The 20,694-nt window shown below is 43.0% G+C and carries 17 protein-coding genes; 12 read left to right on the top strand and 5 right to left on the bottom strand.

The window, feature by feature from the left end:
• Positions 1–98: 98 nt before the first annotated feature.
• The 5 genes from ACN6MV_RS17230 (at position 99) to ACN6MV_RS17210 (ending at position 6,559) form a co-directional block, all read left to right on the top strand.
• Positions 99–1,073, top strand: coding sequence for a S66 family peptidase (locus tag ACN6MV_RS17230; RefSeq protein ID WP_419886771.1), 975 nt, complete (start codon positions 99–101; stop codon positions 1,071–1,073).
• Positions 1,074–1,180: 107 nt separating this feature from the next.
• On the top strand, positions 1,181–2,161 hold the full coding sequence (locus tag ACN6MV_RS17225) for a thymidylate synthase (protein WP_042128282.1): 981 nt from the start codon (positions 1,181–1,183) through the stop codon (positions 2,159–2,161).
• Positions 2,162–2,218: 57 nt separating this feature from the next.
• Complete coding sequence (locus ACN6MV_RS17220; RefSeq protein WP_042128280.1) at positions 2,219–2,710, top strand: dihydrofolate reductase; 492 nt, start codon at positions 2,219–2,221, stop codon at positions 2,708–2,710.
• A 230-nt stretch (positions 2,711–2,940) separates the two neighbouring features.
• Positions 2,941–4,428 (top strand): glutamate synthase subunit beta, encoded by a 1,488-nt coding sequence (locus ACN6MV_RS17215; protein ID WP_042128279.1) that lies wholly within the window; start codon positions 2,941–2,943, stop codon positions 4,426–4,428.
• A 418-nt stretch (positions 4,429–4,846) separates the two neighbouring features.
• Positions 4,847–6,559, top strand: coding sequence for a proline--tRNA ligase (locus ACN6MV_RS17210; RefSeq protein ID WP_419884485.1), 1,713 nt, complete (start codon positions 4,847–4,849; stop codon positions 6,557–6,559).
• 16 nt (positions 6,560–6,575) lie between these two features.
• Here ACN6MV_RS17210 and ACN6MV_RS17205 read toward each other — a convergent pair whose 3' ends face one another.
• On the bottom strand, positions 6,576–7,433 hold the full coding sequence (locus tag ACN6MV_RS17205) for a pentapeptide repeat-containing protein (RefSeq protein WP_341113236.1): 858 nt from the start codon (positions 7,431–7,433) through the stop codon (positions 6,576–6,578).
• Positions 7,434–7,616: 183 nt separating this feature from the next.
• On the opposite strand from ACN6MV_RS17205, the gene ACN6MV_RS17200 reads away from it, so the two are divergent.
• Positions 7,617–9,872, top strand: coding sequence for a DNA topoisomerase 3 (locus tag ACN6MV_RS17200; RefSeq protein ID WP_419884484.1), 2,256 nt, complete (start codon positions 7,617–7,619; stop codon positions 9,870–9,872).
• Positions 9,873–9,956: 84 nt separating this feature from the next.
• Here ACN6MV_RS17200 and ACN6MV_RS17195 read toward each other — a convergent pair whose 3' ends face one another.
• The 3 genes from ACN6MV_RS17195 to ACN6MV_RS17185 all read right to left on the bottom strand — a co-directional run bounded on the left by ACN6MV_RS17195 (position 9,957) and on the right by ACN6MV_RS17185 (position 12,486).
• Positions 9,957–10,682 (bottom strand): DsbA family protein, encoded by a 726-nt coding sequence (locus ACN6MV_RS17195; RefSeq protein WP_419884483.1) that lies wholly within the window; start codon positions 10,680–10,682, stop codon positions 9,957–9,959.
• A gap of 103 nt (positions 10,683–10,785) precedes the next feature.
• The gene (locus tag ACN6MV_RS17190) at positions 10,786–11,532 is read right to left on the bottom strand and encodes an HAD family hydrolase (protein WP_042128270.1); all 747 of its coding nucleotides are present in this window, start codon (positions 11,530–11,532) and stop codon (positions 10,786–10,788) included.
• A gap of 36 nt (positions 11,533–11,568) precedes the next feature.
• Entirely contained in the window at positions 11,569–12,486 is a 918-nt protein-coding gene (locus tag ACN6MV_RS17185; protein WP_419884482.1) for an ArsR/SmtB family transcription factor, read from the bottom strand.
• A 162-nt stretch (positions 12,487–12,648) separates the two neighbouring features.
• Here ACN6MV_RS17185 and ACN6MV_RS17180 point away from each other — a divergent pair, with 162 nt between their 5' ends.
• The 6 genes from ACN6MV_RS17180 to ACN6MV_RS17155 all read left to right on the top strand — a co-directional run bounded on the left by ACN6MV_RS17180 (position 12,649) and on the right by ACN6MV_RS17155 (position 19,155).
• The gene (locus ACN6MV_RS17180) at positions 12,649–13,803 is read left to right on the top strand and encodes an MFS transporter (protein WP_042132237.1); all 1,155 of its coding nucleotides are present in this window, start codon (positions 12,649–12,651) and stop codon (positions 13,801–13,803) included.
• A gap of 90 nt (positions 13,804–13,893) precedes the next feature.
• On the top strand, positions 13,894–14,619 hold the full coding sequence (locus tag ACN6MV_RS17175) for a phosphonate ABC transporter ATP-binding protein (protein WP_076118691.1): 726 nt from the start codon (positions 13,894–13,896) through the stop codon (positions 14,617–14,619).
• 40 nt (positions 14,620–14,659) lie between these two features.
• Positions 14,660–15,940, top strand: coding sequence for a hypothetical protein (locus ACN6MV_RS17170; RefSeq protein ID WP_042132236.1), 1,281 nt, complete (start codon positions 14,660–14,662; stop codon positions 15,938–15,940).
• Positions 15,933–16,631, top strand: coding sequence for a response regulator transcription factor (locus tag ACN6MV_RS17165; protein ID WP_042128265.1), 699 nt, complete (start codon positions 15,933–15,935; stop codon positions 16,629–16,631). The genes ACN6MV_RS17170 and ACN6MV_RS17165 overlap by 8 nt, the downstream gene beginning before the upstream one ends.
• Positions 16,628–18,085: a sensor histidine kinase gene (locus ACN6MV_RS17160; protein WP_042128263.1), complete on the top strand. Its 1,458-nt coding sequence runs from the start codon at positions 16,628–16,630 to the stop codon at positions 18,083–18,085. The genes ACN6MV_RS17165 and ACN6MV_RS17160 overlap by 4 nt, the downstream gene beginning before the upstream one ends.
• A gap of 11 nt (positions 18,086–18,096) precedes the next feature.
• A complete protein-coding gene (locus ACN6MV_RS17155) occupies positions 18,097–19,155 on the top strand; it encodes a GNAT family N-acetyltransferase (protein ID WP_419884481.1) in 1,059 nt (352 codons plus the stop codon).
• A gap of 195 nt (positions 19,156–19,350) precedes the next feature.
• On the opposite strand, the gene ACN6MV_RS17150 is transcribed toward ACN6MV_RS17155, so the two are convergent.
• Positions 19,351–20,574, bottom strand: a complete 1,224-nt coding sequence (locus tag ACN6MV_RS17150) for a glucose-1-phosphate adenylyltransferase (protein WP_042128261.1) — start codon at positions 20,572–20,574, stop codon at positions 19,351–19,353.
• Between the last annotated feature and the right edge of the window lie 120 nt (positions 20,575–20,694).

Below are 20,694 nucleotides of genomic sequence, written 5' to 3'. Positions count from 1 at the left end.
GAAAATAGATATAATGGGAGGAGATGAAGCAAATTGAGCGAATACACTATAAAAATCAATCATCCGTATTTAAAAAACTTATATAGGGAGGACAAATGATGAAACCCAATAAGTTAAAGCCTGGTGATGAGTTGCGGATCATCTCACCTGCCAGAAGTCTGTCATTAATTGCTGCTGAACAAAGGAAAATAGCCAAAGAGCAGCTACAGCAATTAGGATTTCGGATATCATTTTCCGTAAATTCCTTTGAGAAGGATGAGTTTGTTTCCTCTTCAATTGAATCTAGAATAGAGGATTTGCATGAAGCTTTTTTAGATCCGAATGTTAAAGGAATTCTTACGACTATTGGTGGCTTTAATAGCAATCAACTGCTACGTTATATCGATTACTCACTGATTGCAGAGCACCCTAAACGATTATGCGGGTATTCAGATATTACGGCTCTAAGTAATGCAATTTATGCCAAAACAGGATTAGTTACTTATTCCGGACCGCATTTTTCAAACTTCGCTATGCTTCACGACAATGAATATACCACCCAATATTTCCGCAAGCTGATGATGGACAATAAAGAAATATTGGTAAGGCCATCTAAGCATTGGAGTGATGATGAGTGGTATTTGGATCAGGAGAACCGTGTGTTTATCAGAAATGAAGGTCCATTCATTATCAATGATGGAGAAGCGCAAGGGACGATTATCGGCGGGAACCTTTGTACGTTAAATCTTTTGCAGGGAACGGAGTATATGCCTAGTTTAAATAATTCGATTTTATTTCTCGAGGATGATTATGAATCATCGCCTGTAACCTTTGATAGGGATTTACAATCGCTGATTCATCAACCAGATTTTCAGCATGTCAAAGGAATTGTTATTGGCAGATTCCAACAAGGATCACGCATGACAAAGAATTTGTTGACCAAAATCATAACATCGAAAGAAGAGTTATCAGATATTCCTGTGATTGCGGACGTGGACTTTGGGCATACATCTCCTATGATTACTTTCCCTATAGGTGGACAAGCCTCACTTCGTGCCTATGGGGTTAGAGTAGAGTTAAGGATATCGGAGTAGTGAAGTCCTCATATTATTAAATAAATTTTAAAAATATCTTACCTCCTACAAAAATCGGATTTTTCAGATATAATATATGAGGTGAAATATTACGGAGGTGCAGTAAATTGACGAATGAGTTAGAACAAACCTATTTGGATTTTCTACAATATATTTTAGATAACGGTGTGACAAAAGAAGATCGTACCGGAACAGGCACAATTAGTGTATTTGGTTATCAAATGCGATTTGATTTATCAAAAGGCTTCCCACTATTTACAACAAAACGTACACCGTTCCGCTTAATCGCAAGTGAATTATTATGGTTTATTAAAGGCGACACAAACATCCGTTATCTCCTGAAAAACAATAATCATATTTGGGATGAATGGGCTTTCAAAAGATGGGTTGAATCAGATGAATATACTGGTCCAGATATGACAGACTTCGGGAATCGTTGTTTAATTGATGAAGATTTCAATCAAGTTTATCAAGCAGAGATGAAAGCATTTTGTGATCGTGTCTTAGAAGATGATGCGTTCGCAGCGAAACATGGTGACCTGGGGAATGTTTACGGTAAGCAATGGCGAAATTGGACATCTTCTACAGGTGAATCCATTGACCAATTACAAGATGTTATTCATCAGATCAAAACAAACCCTGATTCCCGTCGATTAATTGTTAGCGCATGGAACCCAGAAGATGTTATAAATGCTGGGGCAAAAGGGAGTAAAGCGGCGTTACCACCTTGCCACGTTATGTTCCAGTTCTACGTTGCAAATGGTAAATTAAGCTGTCACTTGCTGCAACGCAGTGCGGACTCTTTTCTTGGAGCTAACTTCAATATCCCTTCTTACTCATTACTTACTCATTTAATAGCACATGAGTGTGGTCTAGAAGTAGGCGAGTTTGTATATAGCATTAGTGATGCACATATTTATTCAAATCATGTTGAACAAGTTAAAGAGCAATTATCAAGAGACTTAAGACCATTACCTACATTGGTTATTAATTCAAATAAGAAATCACTTTTTGATATCGAGCTGGAAGACCTAGTTATTGAAGGGTACAATCCGCACCCTTCGATTAAAGCGCCGATCGCAGTATAACGTTATTGTCATAAATCAAGATTTTTTGTTCTTTATAGGCAGGAAGGAGCGTGTTTCGTGAGTATTACTTTAATTTGGGCAATGGGCACCAATCATGTCATTGGAAAAGATAATGATATGCCATGGCATTTACCGCTGGATTTCGCTTATTTCAAAGCAGAGACACTAGGAAAGAGAATGCTTATGGGCCGCAAAACGTGGGATTCCCTTGGAGGGAAGCCTCTGAAGGGCAGAACAAGCTTAATCATGACAAGAGATACAGATTATGCTCCTGTAGGCGCAGAGGTTGTAAACACGCTTGAGGAGGCTCTCAGAGAGGGTAGAAAAGACGATGAGCTGATGGTAATCGGTGGTGCAGAAATTTACAAACTGATGTTACCTTATGCTGACAAGTTGTTGTTAACCCAAATTGAACAGGATTTTGAAGGGAATACCCGCTTTCCTGATATTGACTGGAGTGTGTGGAAAGAGATTTCCAATAAGAAGGGAATACGTGATGAGAAGAATCCGTATGATTACCGTTTTCTTGTTTATGAACGTACGGAATAGCAATAAAACGTTTTCTCTGACATAACATGTGAAATAGTACAAAAAAACAGTAGATTAATCCATTACTGTGCAAAAGTAATGAGTGCTACTATAATTAAAATTAGAAATGATAATCTACAGGTATAGAATGTGCAGGTACTTCATTGCGCTGCTCACGACCATACGAAGCCGCAATATGCTACAATGTACTATACTTCAACACGAAGAGAACGGATGGGGGAAACGTAAACATGTCTACACCTACAGGTTTTATGGAGTATAAACGGCAGCTCCCAGGGGATCGGGATCCTGAGCAGCGGGTAAAAGACTGGGAGGAGTTCCACCATCATTTATCCGAGGACGAGCTTCAGACACAAGGAGCGCGCTGCATGGATTGCGGAACTCCTTATTGCCATACAGGAATTGATATGGCTGGAGGAACCTCAGGTTGTCCAGTTCACAATTTAATTCCGGAGTGGAATAATTTGGTGTACCGCGGACTCTGGAAAGAAGCATTGGAACGCCTGCATAAGACGAATAATTTCCCTGAGTTTACTGGGAGTATTTGTCCTGCTCCTTGCGAAGGCTCTTGCACAGTGGGTCTAATTGGACAGCCGGTAACCATTAAGACCATAGAGCTAGCTATTATTGATAAAGGTTTTGAAGAAGGCTGGGTTGTACCTAATCCTCCAGAGAAACGTACAGGCAAGAAGATTGCAATCGTAGGCTCTGGGCCTGCTGGACTCGCAGCAGCTGCACAACTTAATAAGGCTGGACATACTGTAACTGTATTTGAACGCAGTGACCGCATCGGCGGTCTGCTCACATATGGCATTCCGACTATGAAACTCGATAAGAGAGTTGTGCAACGTCGTGTAGATTTATTAGCCGCTGAAGGTATTAATTTTGTAGTGAATACAGAGATTGGCAAGGATATTCCTGCGCAGCAGCTTGTTGATGAGTATGATGCAGTCGTTCTGTGTGGTGGAGCTACTAAGGCACGCCGCTTTAACGTTGAAGGTAGTGAGCTTAAGGGTGTAATGTATGCTATGGACTATTTAAATGGTACGATTAAGAGCTATTTGAATTCCAACCTTGAGGATGGCAACTATGTGTCCGCTGAAGGTAAAGACGTGATCGTCTTGGGCGGTGGGGATACAGGTTCTGACTGTGTTGCCACTGCACTTCGTCACGGCTGCAGCAGTATAACTCAATTTGGCACACATGAAAAAGCACCGTTGCAACGTGATCCGATAGCTAATCCTTGGCCACAATTCCCGAATGTATACACGCTGGATTATGCGCAAGAAGAAGCCAAAGCCATTTTTGGGGATGATCCGCGTGAGTTCTCTATCATGACCACTAAATTTGTCGGTGATGAAGAGGGGAATTTGAAAGAACTTCACACCGTCCAAATTCGCCGGATTGTGGATGAGACAGGTCGTAAGATCTATCAGCCGGTTCCAGGCACCGAAGCTGTATATCCTGCTCAACTTGCTCTGATTGCCATTGGTTTTGATGGCCCAGAACAAGATATTATTCAAGAGCTCGATCTTGAAACAGATCGTCGTTCAAATGTGAAAGCACGTTATGGTAAATTCAATACGAATGTAGACAAAGTATTTGCTGCTGGTGATATGCGCCGGGGTCAGAGCTTGGTGGTTTGGGCTATCAACGAAGGTCGCGAAGCTGCACGTGAAGTTGATAAATACTTGATGGGGTCAACCGTTCTTGTTTAGGGATTAGGATAATAATTGTTTAAAAAGCCGTTACTCCAGCAGTTTATCTGCTGGAGTAACGGCTTTTTAATAAAGAGAAGCTTGACGTAAATATCAGTATCATATAAATTAAATACATTATTCACATGAGAAAAGCATTGACCAAGGATCTACGATTCAGAAAGCGTTAGAACAGAGAGGGAACCCACCGGGTGAAAGGTTCCTCAAACACGTGTGAATGGTATCCTGCCTTGGTAGCTGTAGCGATAATATCTACTAACCCGCTACCGGAATCGACCGTTATCCGATTTGAGGATTGCCAAATCAGAATGGATCACATGTTGATCTGGCAGTTGAATAAGGGTGGTATCACGACACATTCGTCCCTGACGAATGTGTCTTTTTTGCATTTAGAGAAATGATTTAAGGGGGAGACAATATGCGTCAAAGCAATTTATTATTAACAACTCTTCGTGAGGTGCCTACGGAGGCGGAGACAATCAGTCACCAGTTATTGCTGCGTGCGGGGTATATCCGCCAATTAGCTGCGGGAGTGTATACCTATTTACCTCTTGGACGGCGGGTTCTGCGGAAGATAGAAGCGATTGTGAGAGAGGAGATGGATCATTCTGGAACTCAGGAAATTCTAATGCCATCCATGCAGCCTGCAGAACTATGGAAAGAATCAGAACGTTATGATGTATATGGTAAGGAGTTGATGACTTTTAAGGATCGTCATGAGCGGGAATTCATACTCGGTCCAACGCATGAAGAAGTAGTAACCTCACTTGTGCGAAACGAGATCAGCTCTTATCGTAAGCTTCCTATTACCGTTTATCAGATTCAGACTAAGTTCCGAGATGAACGGCGTCCGCGTTCTGGATTGCTAAGAGGCAGAGAGTTCTTGATGAAGGATGCGTACTCTTTTGACATAAGCTTAGAAGGACTTGATCAATCGTACCTCCAAATGTACGAAGCTTATCATCGAATATTTAAGCGTTGTGGACTGAAGTTCAGAGCTGTACATGCAGATTCTGGTGCGATTGGTGGGGAAGGGGGAAGCCATGAATTTATGGCACTGGCTGATATCGGGGAGGATACGATTGCTGTTTGTTCCTCTTGTGATTACGCAGCGAATTTGGAACAGGCAGAAGCCATACAGTCTAATAAGAAAGAATTGAGCTTCGAATTATCTGAGTTAGAGAAATTCCACACCCCTGATCTTCGTACTATTGATCAATTAGAGCAGGAAATGGATATCCAGCCAGAACAAGTGATGAAGACACTAATTTATGAAGGAAACGGACAATTCTTTGCTGTAGTGGTTCGAGGAGATCATGAAGTAAATGAGATAAAAGTGAGTAAATATTTAGGTGCGACGGAGATTAAGCTTGCTGACTATGATGCTGTGAAATCCTTAACGGGTGTAGAGAGTGGGTTTGTGGGGCCGGTGGGTTTGACACTACCTGTACTAGTTGATGCTACAGTGTCTGGAATGACCCAGGGGATTGCGGGAGCAGGAGAAAAAGATTATCACTTCCGTAATGTTGTACCGGGTAGAGATTTTGGGCTTGAACATGTGGGGGATTTCCGCAATGTAGCAGAAGGTGAAGCTTGTCCACAATGCGAGGATGGCGTGCTTCATTTTCAACAAGGAATAGAAGTTGGGCATGTCTTTAAATTAGGTAGCAGATATAGTGAGAAGCTTGGAGCTTCCTTTTTAGATCGTTCTGGCAAAAGTCAGCCTATGATCATGGGTTGTTATGGAATTGGGATCTCACGTCTATTGTCCGCGATTGTAGAACAGAATCATGATGATCAAGGAATCATGTGGCCAGTTGCATTGGCACCTTATCAGGTTCATATTTTGATCATGTCTGTTAAGGACTCGGAGCAACTGGCAGTTGCAGAGGATCTATATGTTCAGCTTACTAAGCTCGGTTTTGAGACGCTGCTGGATGATAGGGATGAACGTGCTGGCGTTAAATTTAAGGATTCAAGCTTGATTGGTATACCTGTAACGCTAGTGGTTGGTAAGGAAGCAACACAGGGAAGGGTGGAGTATCTAGAAAGAAACACAGCAGGAAAAGAGGTCCTAGAGTTAGTCGAAGCAGTTACTCGTATCCAAGCGATCTTTTCACAGCTGAATTAATTTCTATAACTCAAACCTAATACCATTGTTCAGGGCGGGAGAGTGCTGGCGGTAATTTTGTATAGTCATCGCCTTTCGCCGCATTAATCTGAGCTTGAGTTAGAAAAATACTTTCAGTTAGATTAGCGCCTCTAAGGTCAGTATCACGGAAATCTGCTCCTATGAGATCGGCACCTCTAAGATCAGCATCTCTAAGATCTGCAGCAATTAAATAGGCTCCACGTAAGTTGGCGCCTCTGAGATCAGCACCTTTGAGGTTAGCACCAATAAGATCGGCACCCCGGCTGAAAGTTCTCGAAGATTTTTTTAGTTTACGGCGAGCTTCAGTACGTACAAGTTCACTGACTTGCAGCAGCAACAGATTTATTTTTGCTCGATGAGCGTCAACATTTACTTTTAGTAGGGATTCAGGGTTAAGTAAAGTGAGTTGTTCCGTCTCATCGAGTGCTGCTTGCAGCTCAACATGGATAGTATGGGTGACTTCTAAGTTTAAAGATTCGTTTAGATACCATAACAATTCGTGTAAATGCCACATGGCCGGAAATACCTCGAACATTTGCTTCGCAGTTTTTGGATTCGTTCGCCAGTCCTCACCAGTATATGTAACCTGAGAGAGCTTTTGCCCAGCGCCAAAACAGTCATATACCGTACAACCACGAAATCCTAGTGTTCTTAAATCTGTATGTACACCACAGCGAAAGTCTGATTGTAGGTTATGACACGGCTGGCCGGCTGCTTTATCCATAGCAAAATCAACTGAAGCTGAAAAAGGCAAGGCGGCACAGCACAAACCGAAGCAGTTCTCACATTCTGCTTTAAGATAGTGGCCGTTTCTGTCCGTAAAAGGTTCTGTGAATTTGTGATTCTCGGGCACGGTTTCATTCCTCCGATTTATAATTCAGTTTACCAAACTATTCTAATTCATAGAAAAGACTAAGTGAAGTCTGAATTTTAATAGCCTTCTAACCTATCCATTAAAAAAATCCGAGGTTAATGTTATAATAGAATACTGGACGCATTTTGGACTTAAGAACGAAAAGGTAAGGAGCGATTGTTTTTGAAGACACTCATTATTGCGGAGAAACCGGATATGGGGCGGAATATCGCCGCCGCAATAGAACCGAAGGCCAAAAATTACCGTTCCTATCTTGAAGGGGAGCAGTACATTATTACGTGGGCAATAGGGCATCTAATCGGTTTGGCCGAGCCGGATGCTTATGATGTTAAATACAAAAAGTGGAACATTAATGATCTGCCCATTATTCCAGACCAGTTCAAACTGGTGCCTAATGCGCGGACGATCGATCAGCTGAAGGTAATCGGAGACCTTGCGAAACGAAGTGACCTTTTAGTGAATTCATGCGATGCGGGGCGAGAAGGGCAGCATATCTTTTCACTTATTCAACGCCATTTAAAGCTGGAGCATCCTGTGAAGCGACTATGGATCTCGGATTTGACGCCAGAGACTATTCGCAAAGGATTTCAGGAGCTGAAGGATGGATCGGAATATGAGAATCTAACGAAAGCGGCAAAAGCACGCAGTGAAGCGGATTGGCTCATTGGTATGAACGGATCACGTGCTTTTACTACAAAGCATAATGTGCTGCTGTCCGTGGGTAGAGTTCAAACGCCCGTGCTTGCGCTGATTTACGATCGTCAGAAGACAATTGAGGCGTTCTCCTCCCTTAAGTTTTTTGAGGTGGAGGGACATTTTACTCAGAATGAAATGACCTATAAAGGGATGTGGCAGGGAGATCGGCTGACTGATGGAGAGAAGGCGGAAGCGCTAGCTGCCAAGGTCAAAGGAAAACCGGGCCGGATTGAGTCCTACGAGGTCAAGGAAACGAAAGAGTATCCGAATAAGCTGTATGATTTAACGCTGCTGCAGCGGGAGGCGAACGGAAAGTACGCATTTTCCGCAAAAAAGACGCTCGATATTGCTCAAGCATTATATGAAAAGCATAAGGTGATCTCTTATCCGCGGACGAACTCCAACTATGTTACCGAACAGAATATTCCTGAGATGCATAAGACCTTATCAGCGCTGCAAGGGACGGCTTATGATGAATGGGTGAAGGGTGCGAATCGCAATCTGGTTCATAAAGGGAATAAATTCATCTGTAACCCCTCGAAGGTCGAGGATCACCACGCGATTTTGCCTACATATCGTAAAGCATCAGGACTTAGTGTAGATGAGGGAAAGCTGTATGATTTGATTGTACGGCGCTTTTTGTCTCAGTTTTATCCGGCAGCGGAGTATAAAGTGCATACCGTGATGACCGAGGTAGAAGACGAAAAGTTTAAAACCACAGTCAAGGAATTGTTAAGCCTAGGTTGGAAGGTCATTTATGCCGACCAGAAAAAGGATAAAGCCAAGTCGTCTAAAGGTAAAAACAAGGATGATGAGGAAGACGAAGAAATTGAAGTGAATGAACCGTTCGCTATCGCTCCAGCAGATGAAGTGATCTGTAGTGATGCTGTCGTTAAAGAGAAAGATACACAGCCACCAAAGCACTATACAGAAGGTACGCTGCTAAGAGCGATGGAAAGTGCGGGCAAGCAGATTGAGGATGAAGAGCTTCGCGATGCCATGAAGGATTCAGGGCTAGGAACTCCGGCTACCCGCGCAGCAACTATAGAACGGCTTAAGAATGTAGGATATATTGAAATGCAAGGTAAAAAAATTGCCATCACGCAAAAAGGACGCACAGCGATTGAGCTGATACGTGGAGCGGGCATTGAGCTGTTAACTTCGCCTGAAATGACCGGACAATGGGAGCGTCGCTTGAACGAAATCTCCAGAGGAACGGCGTCGGACGGACAGTTTATGGAGAATGTAAAAAGATTCGCTTGTATGATCGTCGATAAAGTACGAGTACAATCTCGGGCGTCCAAAACCTCTTTTGAAGGGGAGACGCCTTCTGTCAATACAGGTGCTAAAGGTCGAGGCGGTGCAAGCACAACCCGTAAAACCACTGAAAAACCTACGGCACCGCGAAAACGTAAGGCAAGTAGCGAAGCGGAAGCTGTAAATTCAGGGCCTAAAATTATCGGAAACTGTCCACGTCCCGGCTGCGGCGGTATGATTTTTATGGGTAAAAAAGGCTACGGCTGCTCTCATTACAAGGAAGGCTGCAAATTCGTGATCTGGAAAGAGAACCATGGTCGTACACTCACGGATGCGCAAGTGAAAGCCTTGATTGAGAAAGGTCGGACGGGCAAGCTAAAGCTAACCAGCGAAGACGGTACGCCACTTGAAGGCAAATTAGTGCTTCAGAATATGGATACAGGCCAACTAGCAGTAGAGTCATAGCCGATCGGAAAGAATGTATGTACGGCAAAAAGGTGTCTTCAGCCATGTTGGATACGTGGCAGAGACACCTTTTTTATTCGCTAATTATTCAGTAGCTTTATCTAATTGCGCTTCAATCGCTGCAGTTAGCCCTTCATAGGAGGAGTCTGGAAGTAGGGCACCATTTACCATAAATTTAGGTGTACCATTAACCCCGTAGGATCCCGCAATTTTGAAGTCTTCTTTGACGTCGAACATGTAGGTATGATTCTTGAGATCTGTCTCGAATTGTGCATAGTCAATGCCTTCAATGTTATCTTTGACGAAATTTAGAATGAACTTCTGTGTGGCCCATATTTTGCTCTCATCACCTTGATTGGCATATAGCTTATGGAGGTATTCCCAGAACTTCTCGTTGCTTTGCTTATAGATGGCTTCACCTGCACTTGCCGCTAGATAGGAATCTCGATCCAAGAAGGCAAAGTTCATGAAGAAGAGTTCAACTTTTCCGGTCTCCACATAGTCCTTAACAAAAGTATCCAGATATTTCTCTGTCCAATTTTTGCAGGCGGGACATTTGAAATCTGCGAATTCGATAACTTTGATTTTGGCATCAGGACTACCAAGATGAGGTTGCTTTTCATATTTCAGCCCGTCAACAACAATGCTCCCCTTCACATCGGTGTAGTTAGGTAGTCCCTCAGTACTGTCCGTCTTGTCATTCAGAATAAAGACAATAACAGCGACAAGGATTACTACTATTACGCCTAAGAGCATGGGAAGCATCGGTTTGTTAGTTCGGGAATGGTTGGACTTCACGTTCTTGTTCATATCTCATCTCCTACCTCATATGGGAATTATACAAAAATAGTATAATCATCCTAGAGATAGAGTGGATATGTCATTTGTAACAATGTCTAAGTTTACGTAGCACCTAGAGTTTCTGCAGGGTAGCTGTACGAATAACAGGAGGCACCTCATGGATGGAGGAAATGGTCTTCACAGCTTGCTGCATCTCTTGCTCCAGTTCTATAAGGTTGTAACTCCATTCATTCTGCTGCTTTAGATAGATACTGTTAATGCCTGCGGTCACTGCTGGGAGTACATCTGTACGTAACGAGTTACCAATCATCCAGGTACGTTTGCGGTCAAACCCTTGTGTAGTCAAAATATTTTCAAGTGCCTCAACATTTTTATGTTGACGAATATAGATCCGATCATCAAAGTAAGCATCCAGCTTCATTTGCTCTATCTTACGTTGTTGGATCGTATCGTCTCCACCTGTGTACAGGAATAAATGGTGACCGTCCTGCTTCAACGTATCGAGCGTTTCAACCATGCCGGGATAAGCTTCGATTTCTTGGTCGTAGACACTTAGTCCGAGCTTGTGTAATTGCTGTTCTTGAAAACGGTCTGTCGGGCGATTATATTTAGCACAAAAATAACGGTAGGTAGCGATTAGGGATTTAGGGAAATTATCGCTGGCAAGACCACTTGTGTTGACCGTGTGCACATCAATTTCTATTTGTTTGTTGCGTAATTCACTCGTGCTCGGTCCAAATTCATTAAACCAATCTGTCATCAGCTCAAAATATTGCCCTAAAATCAAATCAAAGTATTTGTTGCAGTGAACCAGTGTATCATCTAGATCGAAAATCACCTGTTGTGTCATGTATTTCATATCTCTCACTCCTTGGATCTGTATCTGTATAGTGGTCTATAGGTAAATATAAGACTCTAGGAACATTTGAAGCTCTGAGGCGCCATCTGGACGAATACTGAAGCGTTCGTCTTGTTCACCTCTTAGATGGATGCGGAGTAAGCCGGCTACTCGTAGAATCATAAGGTGGTGCATGAGCATTTCTCTGGATTGATTGAGATCGGATTGCATCTCCCACAATGACTTTGGTTCATGTGCGACATAGCGGAGTAACCGAAGTCTGGTGGGGTCGGAAAGCGCCTTAGTCATGCGCAACAGCACCATAGGGGGTTCATTTTCGTCTTCTAAAGGCACATCTACAGGATACTGTACGATCACCATAGTTTTGTAGAAGCAGTAGGTGTTAATCGGACGATTATGAACAGTTGGCAATAATACAATCGTCTTTAGATCCTTAATCTCCTCGAAAACTACACCGCCTGATGCGTATTCAATTAAAGAAATGGGGTCCATTTTGCTTTCAAGCATTTTTTTCTCAGAAGCATCTTCAATTAATAGCGGTAAAATTTTGTGCTCCACATGGCGGAAGTATTGTTCGTACCAGAGACGCAAGAGTGGACTATAGCTGCTCCGGATCCGCAATGCATCTTCAATCGTAAACTCTTGAATGAGGGGAGCAATCTGCTGATAACATTCTTCTATGGAAGCGGAATCCAGATCATCGAAGAAATGCAGCACTGAGGTTGCAGGTCCTCGAATGTAAACCCAGGCATACAGCACATCATAATCCGTAAAAGGCCACTCAGCGGCTTGCATTAAAGCTGTTACCTTATGAGAAGAAATGCGATCTTCCACATCACTTATCCAGTGGGGACCAATATCCAAATTGGAGATCCATTTTCTAGTTACATATAACATAAAACTGTCTAGCAGTTCATACACCGGCGATACGTCGATCTTTAATTCGTACTCCATGTCTCATGCACCCCCAGGAAATCCGTAACATCTTCATATTATCTCTTGTTTTGAAGAGGGTTGTCCACTATAATGTTCGGTGTTTGCCAATTGGCGTTAGATCAAATTAGCGTTATTAATCTTAGGGGGATATCATCTGTGTCAGACCGGCCAAGAGTATCTATTCGCAGTAACAGCAAAATGAATTTCATGATTCTTATTACCGCTACCATAGCGGCTGGACTCAGCCAAGGAATGCTGCTTCCCGTATTATCCATTCTATTGGAGCAGAAAGGAGTTTCCTCTTCGCTTAATGGACTAAATGCAGCGGCTCTATACATAGGATCATTCGGAATGACCTTGATTGCTGAAAGAGTTCTCGGAGCGATTGGATTCAAAAAATTGATTGCTGGCGGGATCAGCCTAGTCTTAGTAAGCTTACTTCTGTTCCCCTTTTTTCCTGGCATCAAAATATGGTTTGTATTGCGTTTGCTTGTTGGTGTTGGTGATGCAGCTATCAATTATGCCGCACAGCTATGGGTACTGCTAATGACGCCTGCCGAGCATCGCGGACGAAATCTATCCCTGTACGGGATGTCCTATGGCCTGGGCTTTAGCTTGGGACCGCTGGGAATTAGCCTGCTGCGATTTGGTCAGGCAACACCATTTATAGTTCTAGCATTTCTTTTTTTATTAGTCCTAATACTTGCCGTTACAATGCTTCCAGATTCCCGCCCAGATAAAGTTGAGAGTGGAGAAAGTCAGGTACGCCGGTTTGGACGTTGTTACAGTTTAGCCTGGTTCGCTTTAATTCCTGCACTCCTATACGGTTTCATGGAAGCGAGTTTAAACAGTAATTTTCCAGTGTATGGCCTCCGGATCGGTTACAGCACGGATCAAATTGCAGCCTTATTGCCTTTTGCAGGTATAGGGGGACTGTTGTTACAATTCCCACTAGGGCTCTGGAGCGACCGTTTTGGTCGAAAGAAGGTATTGATTCTAACCGGGATTGGAGGCGGAATTGCCTTCGCATTGCTGCCGCTAGCAGGAGACCATTTTAAAGTGACTATGGTACTGCTGATGATTGCAGGTGGACTTGTAGGTTCCTTTTTCTCATTAGGGCTAAGCTTAGCTGCGGATATTTTACCACGACATCTACTGCCTGCTGCAAATGTGGTTGCTTCTTTTCATTTTAGTATAGGCAGTATTATAGGTCCAGGTATCGGCGGTTTGCTCATGCAAGTCGGCTGGGGCGGGGGGATTTTCGGTTTGATGGGCGCTTTATATATCATGTTCGGATTGCTTGGGTTATTTTTCTCGCCACGGCAAAAAATTTGAGGTAAGATAAGAACGAGTGCTCGCATGGAAATTCATCTGGCTTTCAGAGTACACTATAGATTATAGATAAAGACAGGGAGAGGCTGAACTATGATCACAGTTGAACACTTAGCCAAGGCAGTTGGGGAAGATAAAAATCCAGTTCTACAGGATATAGGCTTTCAATTAGAACCGGGTGAATTCGTAGCAATACTTGGAGCTAGCGGGAGCGGTAAGACGACTTTACTGCGCTGTTTAGCGTTGCGTGAGAAATGGGATAGAGGGAATTTTAGAGTAGACGGTACAGATATTATGGCGAGTGCCTTTACAGGTAAAAGAAAGATCCGCCGCGAGTGGGCTTACCTGGAGCAGAATGCAGAGCTCAATCCGAACCGTACTGCATTGAAAAATGTACTGATCGGCCAGTCCGCGCAAACGCCTTTATGGCGAATGGTTACTGGGATGGTACGTTCAGATGATTATATGGGTGCAATGGATGAATTGGATGCCCTCGGCCTTCTGGATAAGGCGAAGATGAAGGCGAGCCAACTTAGTGGTGGTGAAAGGCAGCGTGTAGCAATTGCGAGAGCATTGACTCATGGTGCGAAAGTGATTTTAGCGGATGAGCCGGTAACGGGATTAGATCCTAAGTCCGCAGAGAATGTGTTGGAAACATTGCGGAAGCTGTGTAAAGAAACTGGCCTTACAGTTATAACTGTACTTCCGATAGAATTAGCCGAACGTTTTGCTACTCGTCTTTGGGTACTAGAAGATGGCAGAATTAAGCATGATATAAAGGGGCGTAGGTTAACGTTCCAAGAACGTGCAAATCTTTAAATTTTGGACACGGATAAGGAAAAGAGTGATGAAGTTGAATATGAGAAGTCTTAGGTGCTTTGTAGCCGCAACGCTGACTTTATCCGTTTTGTCGGGTTGTACTTTCATCAGTGATCCTGTTTCTAAGATGAAATCCCCACAATTGTCTGCTGACAAAGCAACACTTATGGCTGCTATTAATTCACTTAAGCCAGCGGGGTCCACGTTGATTCGACCGACCAATGACGAGGATAGTACCATCTTTACTGAGGATCTCAATAAGGATGGAATAATGGAGACACTAGTGTTCTATAAGACACCTGGAGAAGCTGTAGAGATTCACGGGATGATCTTGGAGAAACAAGGCGACACCTGGGTCAAAAAGCTTGTATTCGATGGTGACGGAACTGTGCTGGAGTCGGTTGATATAAAGGACATGACAGGTGATGGGAAGCTTGAAATTGTTACCGGATATTCACGAGGTGAAGAAAAGGGGCTAGTGGTCTATAGCTATTCCAGCGGTTCATTGGTAGAGTTGCTTTCACATCCGTATACAAAATATATGATTGATGATCTAAACGGAGACGGAATTGAAGACATCACCGTTGTTTATTTTAAAAGAAATGAATTTTCGACCATTTCAATCTATCAGTACAATGATGATGGCTTTAAGGTTCTCGATAAACTTGATGATATAGACCCTTATTTTAACAATTATTACAATATTGTTGCAGGAAAAATCTCGGAGGATAAAGAAGGAATCGTATTGGATGCTGCAGTGGATTCTCAATCTGCTTATTCCTCGATTGTTCTTATGGAGAATAATAAGCTGCGTGTGGTTTTACCAGGTGATGCGCGGACTTATAAAGATCGACGGATTGCAAGCGAAGATATTGATCATGATGGCATTATTGAAATTGGATTGCTTGAGGTACCCAAAGGGTGGGAGTATTTCGATCCAGCTGAAATTCCATACTTTACCTCCTATTATAAATGGGATGGAAAAGACGGGCTGACCTTCACAACCCAGCTATATCATGATCCATCGGATCGATTCAATATTAATTTTTCTCCAGAATGGCATGAGAAGGTGACGGTTGATACGAAATCGGTTTTGGATGAGAACCTTAAGTTCATCATGTCTGATACAGGTGAGACGGTTGCTGAGGTTGCTTTCTTTTCTCCTTCTGAATGGGACCGGGTAAAGAATGACGGTTGGGATCTTCTTGCACGTGATGCAGCTAAGGTTATCGCCTACCGCGGTAAGTTAGAACAAAGTACAACAACGGAAGGAAGTAATAAAATTGCTTCCCCTATAGAAAGGAAGGGAATAGATGAGTAAAGTACTGATACTGGAAGATGAGGAGTCTATTCGTAGTTTTATTGTTATCAACTTGAAGCGTAATGGTTTCGAAGTGATAGAGGCTGCGGATGGGCATGAAGCTCTTCACAAGTTAACCACGATTCCTGATATTGATATCGCCCTATTGGATGTAATGGTTCCAGGTATTGATGGATTTGAAGTATGTAGACGAGTTAGAGAAACCAATGAACGTTTGGGTATTATTTTTCTGACTGCCAAGGTTCAAGAGCAAGATAAAGTGTATGCTTTATCCGTAGGTGCTGATGACCATGTTAGTAAGCCATTCAGCCCGACAGAACTGATAGCTAGAATTCAATCCTTGCTGCGTCGAGTGAACGTTCATCGTGAACAGTCAGCGAAGGTCTCTTTTGTTTCAGGTCCTTTCACCCTGGATCTAATTTCCAAACATTTCAAGCGTGATAATGAAGCGATTGAACTGACGCCAACGGAGTTTTCATTAATTCAATTCTTTCTTGAAAAAGAAAATACACCGCTCAGCCGCGATCTTCTGCTGGATCATGTGTGGGGTAAGGAGTATATGGGTGATCCCAAAATCGTGGATGTGAATATTCGTCGTCTGCGCCAAAAGATAGAAAATAATCCGTCGGAGCCAGAATTTTTGCAAACGGTATGGGGACACGGATATAGATGGAAAGGCCAAGTACAATGATTAAGAAGGGGATGCGCAGGCAAATCGTTCTACACTACATTCTTGTAGTTTTTTTGGCGCTTCTCCTTGTAGAAGTTATCTTCTTGCTTGCCATCAGAACGTATTATTATGACAGTGTTTATAGCAAGATAAAAAACCACATTACCATGGCAGAGACGTTCTACCATAAATATCAGTTAGGTGGCGATAACAATTCGAACCAGCTGCAAGAGCTGCTGGATAGATTTTCGCTGAACAATACCGAACTGGAAGTATTGACCCTGAATGGGGATATGATTACCAGTTCAACTGGTTTTCAGCCTGACCGTACGATTACAACCAGTGACGTCCCAGAAGCAGTAGGAGGCAGTATTGGCCGCTGGGTAGGGCGCCAGAGTGGTACTAACGAGAGCGTTATGGCTGTATCTAAAATGTTACAGATTCACGGCCGTGATACGTATGTTCTAAGGTATCTTACTTCACTAGAAGGCATTAACAACGACTTGCTTAATCTTACATTACTGTCGATTGGAATAGGTGCAGCTGTCTTGGCTGTTGTTATCGTATTCAGCTTCGGACTTGCCAATTCTATCGTAAAACCGCTCAATAACATTACGGCGGTTTCAGCCCAGATGGCTAAGGGCAGATTTAATGTGCGAATTAAGGGGAATTACAAGTTTGAGATTGGTGATTTAGCTTCAACGCTGAATTATATGGCTCAAGAAATTGTGCGAAGCAATCAGATTAAGGATGATTTTATTTCTTCTATTTCACATGAGCTACGAACACCACTTACGAGTATCAAGGGCTGGAGTGAGACATTGATCTCTGGCGGCTATGATCCGGAGGAGACGAAGCTTGGTGTTAGTATTATTTCTAAAGAAAGTGAACGACTGATTGGTCTAGTGGAGGAGATTCTCGACTTTTCAAAGCTGCAGCAGAACCAAATGAAGCTATCCATTGGGATTGTTGACGTGAAAGTGTTACTTCAGGAGACGATACTGAATATTTGGGCTAAGGCGGAGAAGAAGCGTATCCACTTGCTTCTGGAATGTGAAGATGGGATCTATGTTAAAGGCGATGCTAATCGTCTAAAGCAAGTGTTCTTGAATCTGGTAGATAATGCTGTGAAGTTTTCCCATGAGGACTCCAGTATAGAATTGTCTGCGAAGAGACTGTCCTCAACTGAGACTGCTATCATGGTTCGTGATAGTGGAATTGGGATTAGTGAAGCGCATATCTCCAGAGTTAAAGACCGATTCTTTCAAGTGGATGCACTCAATGGGGGAACTGGCTTGGGGTTAGCGATCTCACAGCAGATTGTAGAACTTCATAATGGGACACTGGATATGGTAAGTGAGCTTGGAAAAGGGACGGAAGTTACCGTAATCTTACCACTTACTGAGAAACCACCTGAGGTCGTTTCAGATCAAGTAATGCCAAATCAAGCTATATTACCTGATTCAGATGTCTAGGGGGTATGGAAATGGATGTCTTGGGGAACTCAATTAGGATTGTTCGCGGAGAACCCGACCGGACAGGTGATATCTTAAGTATACTGCAGGAAGCAGCAAATTGGATGGAGCTAAACGGGATTAAACAATGGACTCCAGGACAATTCAATGAGTCTGATATTGCAGGCTATTTTAACGACAGGCATGTTTATCTTGCGCTTGTCGATGATGTTGTAGTTGGAATGTTCACGTTACAATTTACTGACCCTCAATACTGGGGAGATAAAAATGATGAGGCCTATGCTTATTTGCATAAGCTGGCTGTAGCGGGTACACATCGCAGTCAGGGACTTGGGAAGCATATGCTTATGTATGCTGTGGTGCTAGCTAAAGAACTTGGGTGCAGAGGACTCAGATTTGATACCGTCGCACACAACATTAAACTCAATCGTTATTATCAAAGCATGGGTTTTCATTACATGGGCACTAACGATATGGGAAATGGTCGTTTAGTGAACCTTTATGAGCATTTTGAGGAGACACCTGATCTCGATCGTCTGATTCTTAGATTTATGTCTGAATCGGACTTTGAACACTTGAAACGATGGAGTTTATCACCTGATTATCTGAAGCAGTGGGCTGGACCTTCACTAACCTTCCCACTTGACGATGACCAGCTTACTAAGTATTTGAGTGGAGCTAATCATCCAGCGAATTCTGACCGCTTGATCTTTTGTGCGGTGCATGAAGCTACTCTAGAGGTCGTGGGTCATATCAGCTTTTCAACCATAGACCGGTCTAATCGATTTGCACGAATAGGTAGGGTAGTTGTAGATCCAGATTGTCAGGGTAGAGGCTTTGGAACAAGGATGATGAATGAAATGCTTCGGATTGGATTTGAGAGCATGGGGATGCATAGACTTTCCCTGGGTGCATTTGCTTTCAACACTGTTGCCTTGAAAACTTACGAAGCCGTGGGCTTTAAGCGGGAGGGCGTTCAACGTGAGGCAGCGCTGTTTGGGGATCAATATGTAGATTGTGTGGAAATGAGCATGTTAGATAGAGAATGGACAGCACTTCAAAATTCATAAGATTAACCTCTAACAACCGAAAGGGCTGTTGCTCTGGTCATGATCGACCAGGACAACAGCCCCTTTTTATAAATATAAGGATATATAAGTTTCACACTATACATTATCCTTATATTTCTCGCATAAACGCTTACCGTCCATTTGGGACGCCGAAGGCGTTTTTGCTTGATAAAGTATTTTTCTATATAATGGTTTTTATGAAGGGAGAACTTCCCGTAGACGTCCTGTCTTCTCATAAACATCCTGAAATAGACGGGAGGGTTGGTTCCGAACCGCTGGCTTTGGAGCTACGGTCTCATAAGGCCCAACGACTACAATATTATTTATACTTCCCTTGATGACAGTCCCATCCTTAATAATTGCACCTTCGCCAATAATGGCATTTTCAATCTGTACTCCACGCCCAATGCGGACGCCAGGCATAATAACACTTTGTTTAATCTGGCTCATTTTGCCGATTTCTACACCGTTGAAGATTACAGAACGTTGTAAGCTGCCTTCTTGTGTGCAGAATTCATTCACGAGTGAGTCCGTTGATGGGATCTGAACACGTGGTTTATGGACAGATAGCTTAGTCCGGCGGATCCGGCTGTACATCGGCCAATGTGCTTTGTCGAGCTTCATGCCATTGTTTTTTTGCAGAAGGTCCATGTGAGCTTCCCAGAGACTACCCACAGTTCCAACATCTCTCCAGTATCCTTTGAAGCGGTAAGCGAATAAATCATCATTCTGATCAAGCATCGTTGGTATAACATCTTTACCAAAGTCATGACTGGAATTCGGATTAGCTGCATCCCGCAACAAGTGCTCCTTCAGATAAGCCCACTCAAACAGGTAAATACCCATGGAAGCCAAATTACTTTTAGGTACTTTAGGTTTTTCCGCAAACTCAGAAATTTTTAGTTCATCATTTACGTTCATTACGCCAAAACGACTGGCTTCATCCCACGGTACTTCCATCACGGAGATGGTGGCTTTTGCAGCTTTCCCTACATGATATTCTAGCATTTTCCGATAATCCATATGGTAAATATGGTCACCGGATAGAATGAGTACATGTTCTGGATTGCAGCTATCGATATATTCAATGTTCTTATAAATCGCATCAGCAGTTCCTGTATAGCTATCTCTGCCTTCAACACCGGAAGGAAGCAGGGTGACGCCTTTGTCCTTTTGACTATGTAAGCCCCAAGGTTCACCTTCTCCGATGTGATCATGCAAGGATTCAGCTTCATACTGTGTCAGGACACCTACTGTATCAATTTTGGAATTTACACAATTACTTAGTGGGAAATCAATAATTTTGTACTGTCCACCGAAAGGGACTGCAGGCTTAGCCATACTGGAAGTTAAGGGAGCCAATCTACGGCCTTCCCCTCCTGCCAAGAGCATGGCGATACAATCTTTTTTGTTATTCATTTGTTATCCCTCCCATTATTTTGTCAATGCTTGTAATATAAACTTACGACAAGCACTTGAAACGACATAGGTGAAGTATATTGCTGTGTAAAAAGAAAAATTACAATTAATATTTCTTTA

Source organism: Paenibacillus sp. B-A-8 (assembly GCF_048572915.1).
Classification (GTDB): Bacteria; Bacillota; Bacilli; order Paenibacillales; family Paenibacillaceae; genus Paenibacillus_AQ.
Note: the sequence above shows the minus strand (reverse complement) of the source record. Positions and strands in the feature narration are given on the sequence as shown.

Coding starts and splice junctions, on each gene's coding strand:
- ACN6MV_RS17230 (WP_419886771.1), top strand. CDS start 99: ATGAAACCCAATAAGTTAAAGCCTGGTGATGAGTTGCGGATCATCTCA.
- ACN6MV_RS17215 (WP_042128279.1), top strand. CDS start 2,941: ATGTCTACACCTACAGGTTTTATGGAGTATAAACGGCAGCTCCCAGGG.
- ACN6MV_RS17210 (WP_419884485.1), top strand. CDS start 4,847: ATGCGTCAAAGCAATTTATTATTAACAACTCTTCGTGAGGTGCCTACG.
- ACN6MV_RS17195 (WP_419884483.1), bottom strand. CDS start 10,682: ATGAACAAGAACGTGAAGTCCAACCATTCCCGAACTAACAAACCGATG.
- ACN6MV_RS17190 (WP_042128270.1), bottom strand. CDS start 11,532: ATGAAATACATGACACAACAGGTGATTTTCGATCTAGATGATACACTG.
- ACN6MV_RS17185 (WP_419884482.1), bottom strand. CDS start 12,486: ATGGAGTACGAATTAAAGATCGACGTATCGCCGGTGTATGAACTGCTA.
- ACN6MV_RS17175 (WP_076118691.1), top strand. CDS start 13,894: ATGATCACAGTTGAACACTTAGCCAAGGCAGTTGGGGAAGATAAAAAT.
- ACN6MV_RS17170 (WP_042132236.1), top strand. CDS start 14,660: ATGAGAAGTCTTAGGTGCTTTGTAGCCGCAACGCTGACTTTATCCGTT.
- ACN6MV_RS17165 (WP_042128265.1), top strand. CDS start 15,933: ATGAGTAAAGTACTGATACTGGAAGATGAGGAGTCTATTCGTAGTTTT.
- ACN6MV_RS17160 (WP_042128263.1), top strand. CDS start 16,628: ATGATTAAGAAGGGGATGCGCAGGCAAATCGTTCTACACTACATTCTT.
- ACN6MV_RS17155 (WP_419884481.1), top strand. CDS start 18,097: ATGGATGTCTTGGGGAACTCAATTAGGATTGTTCGCGGAGAACCCGAC.
- ACN6MV_RS17150 (WP_042128261.1), bottom strand. CDS start 20,574: ATGAATAACAAAAAAGATTGTATCGCCATGCTCTTGGCAGGAGGGGAA.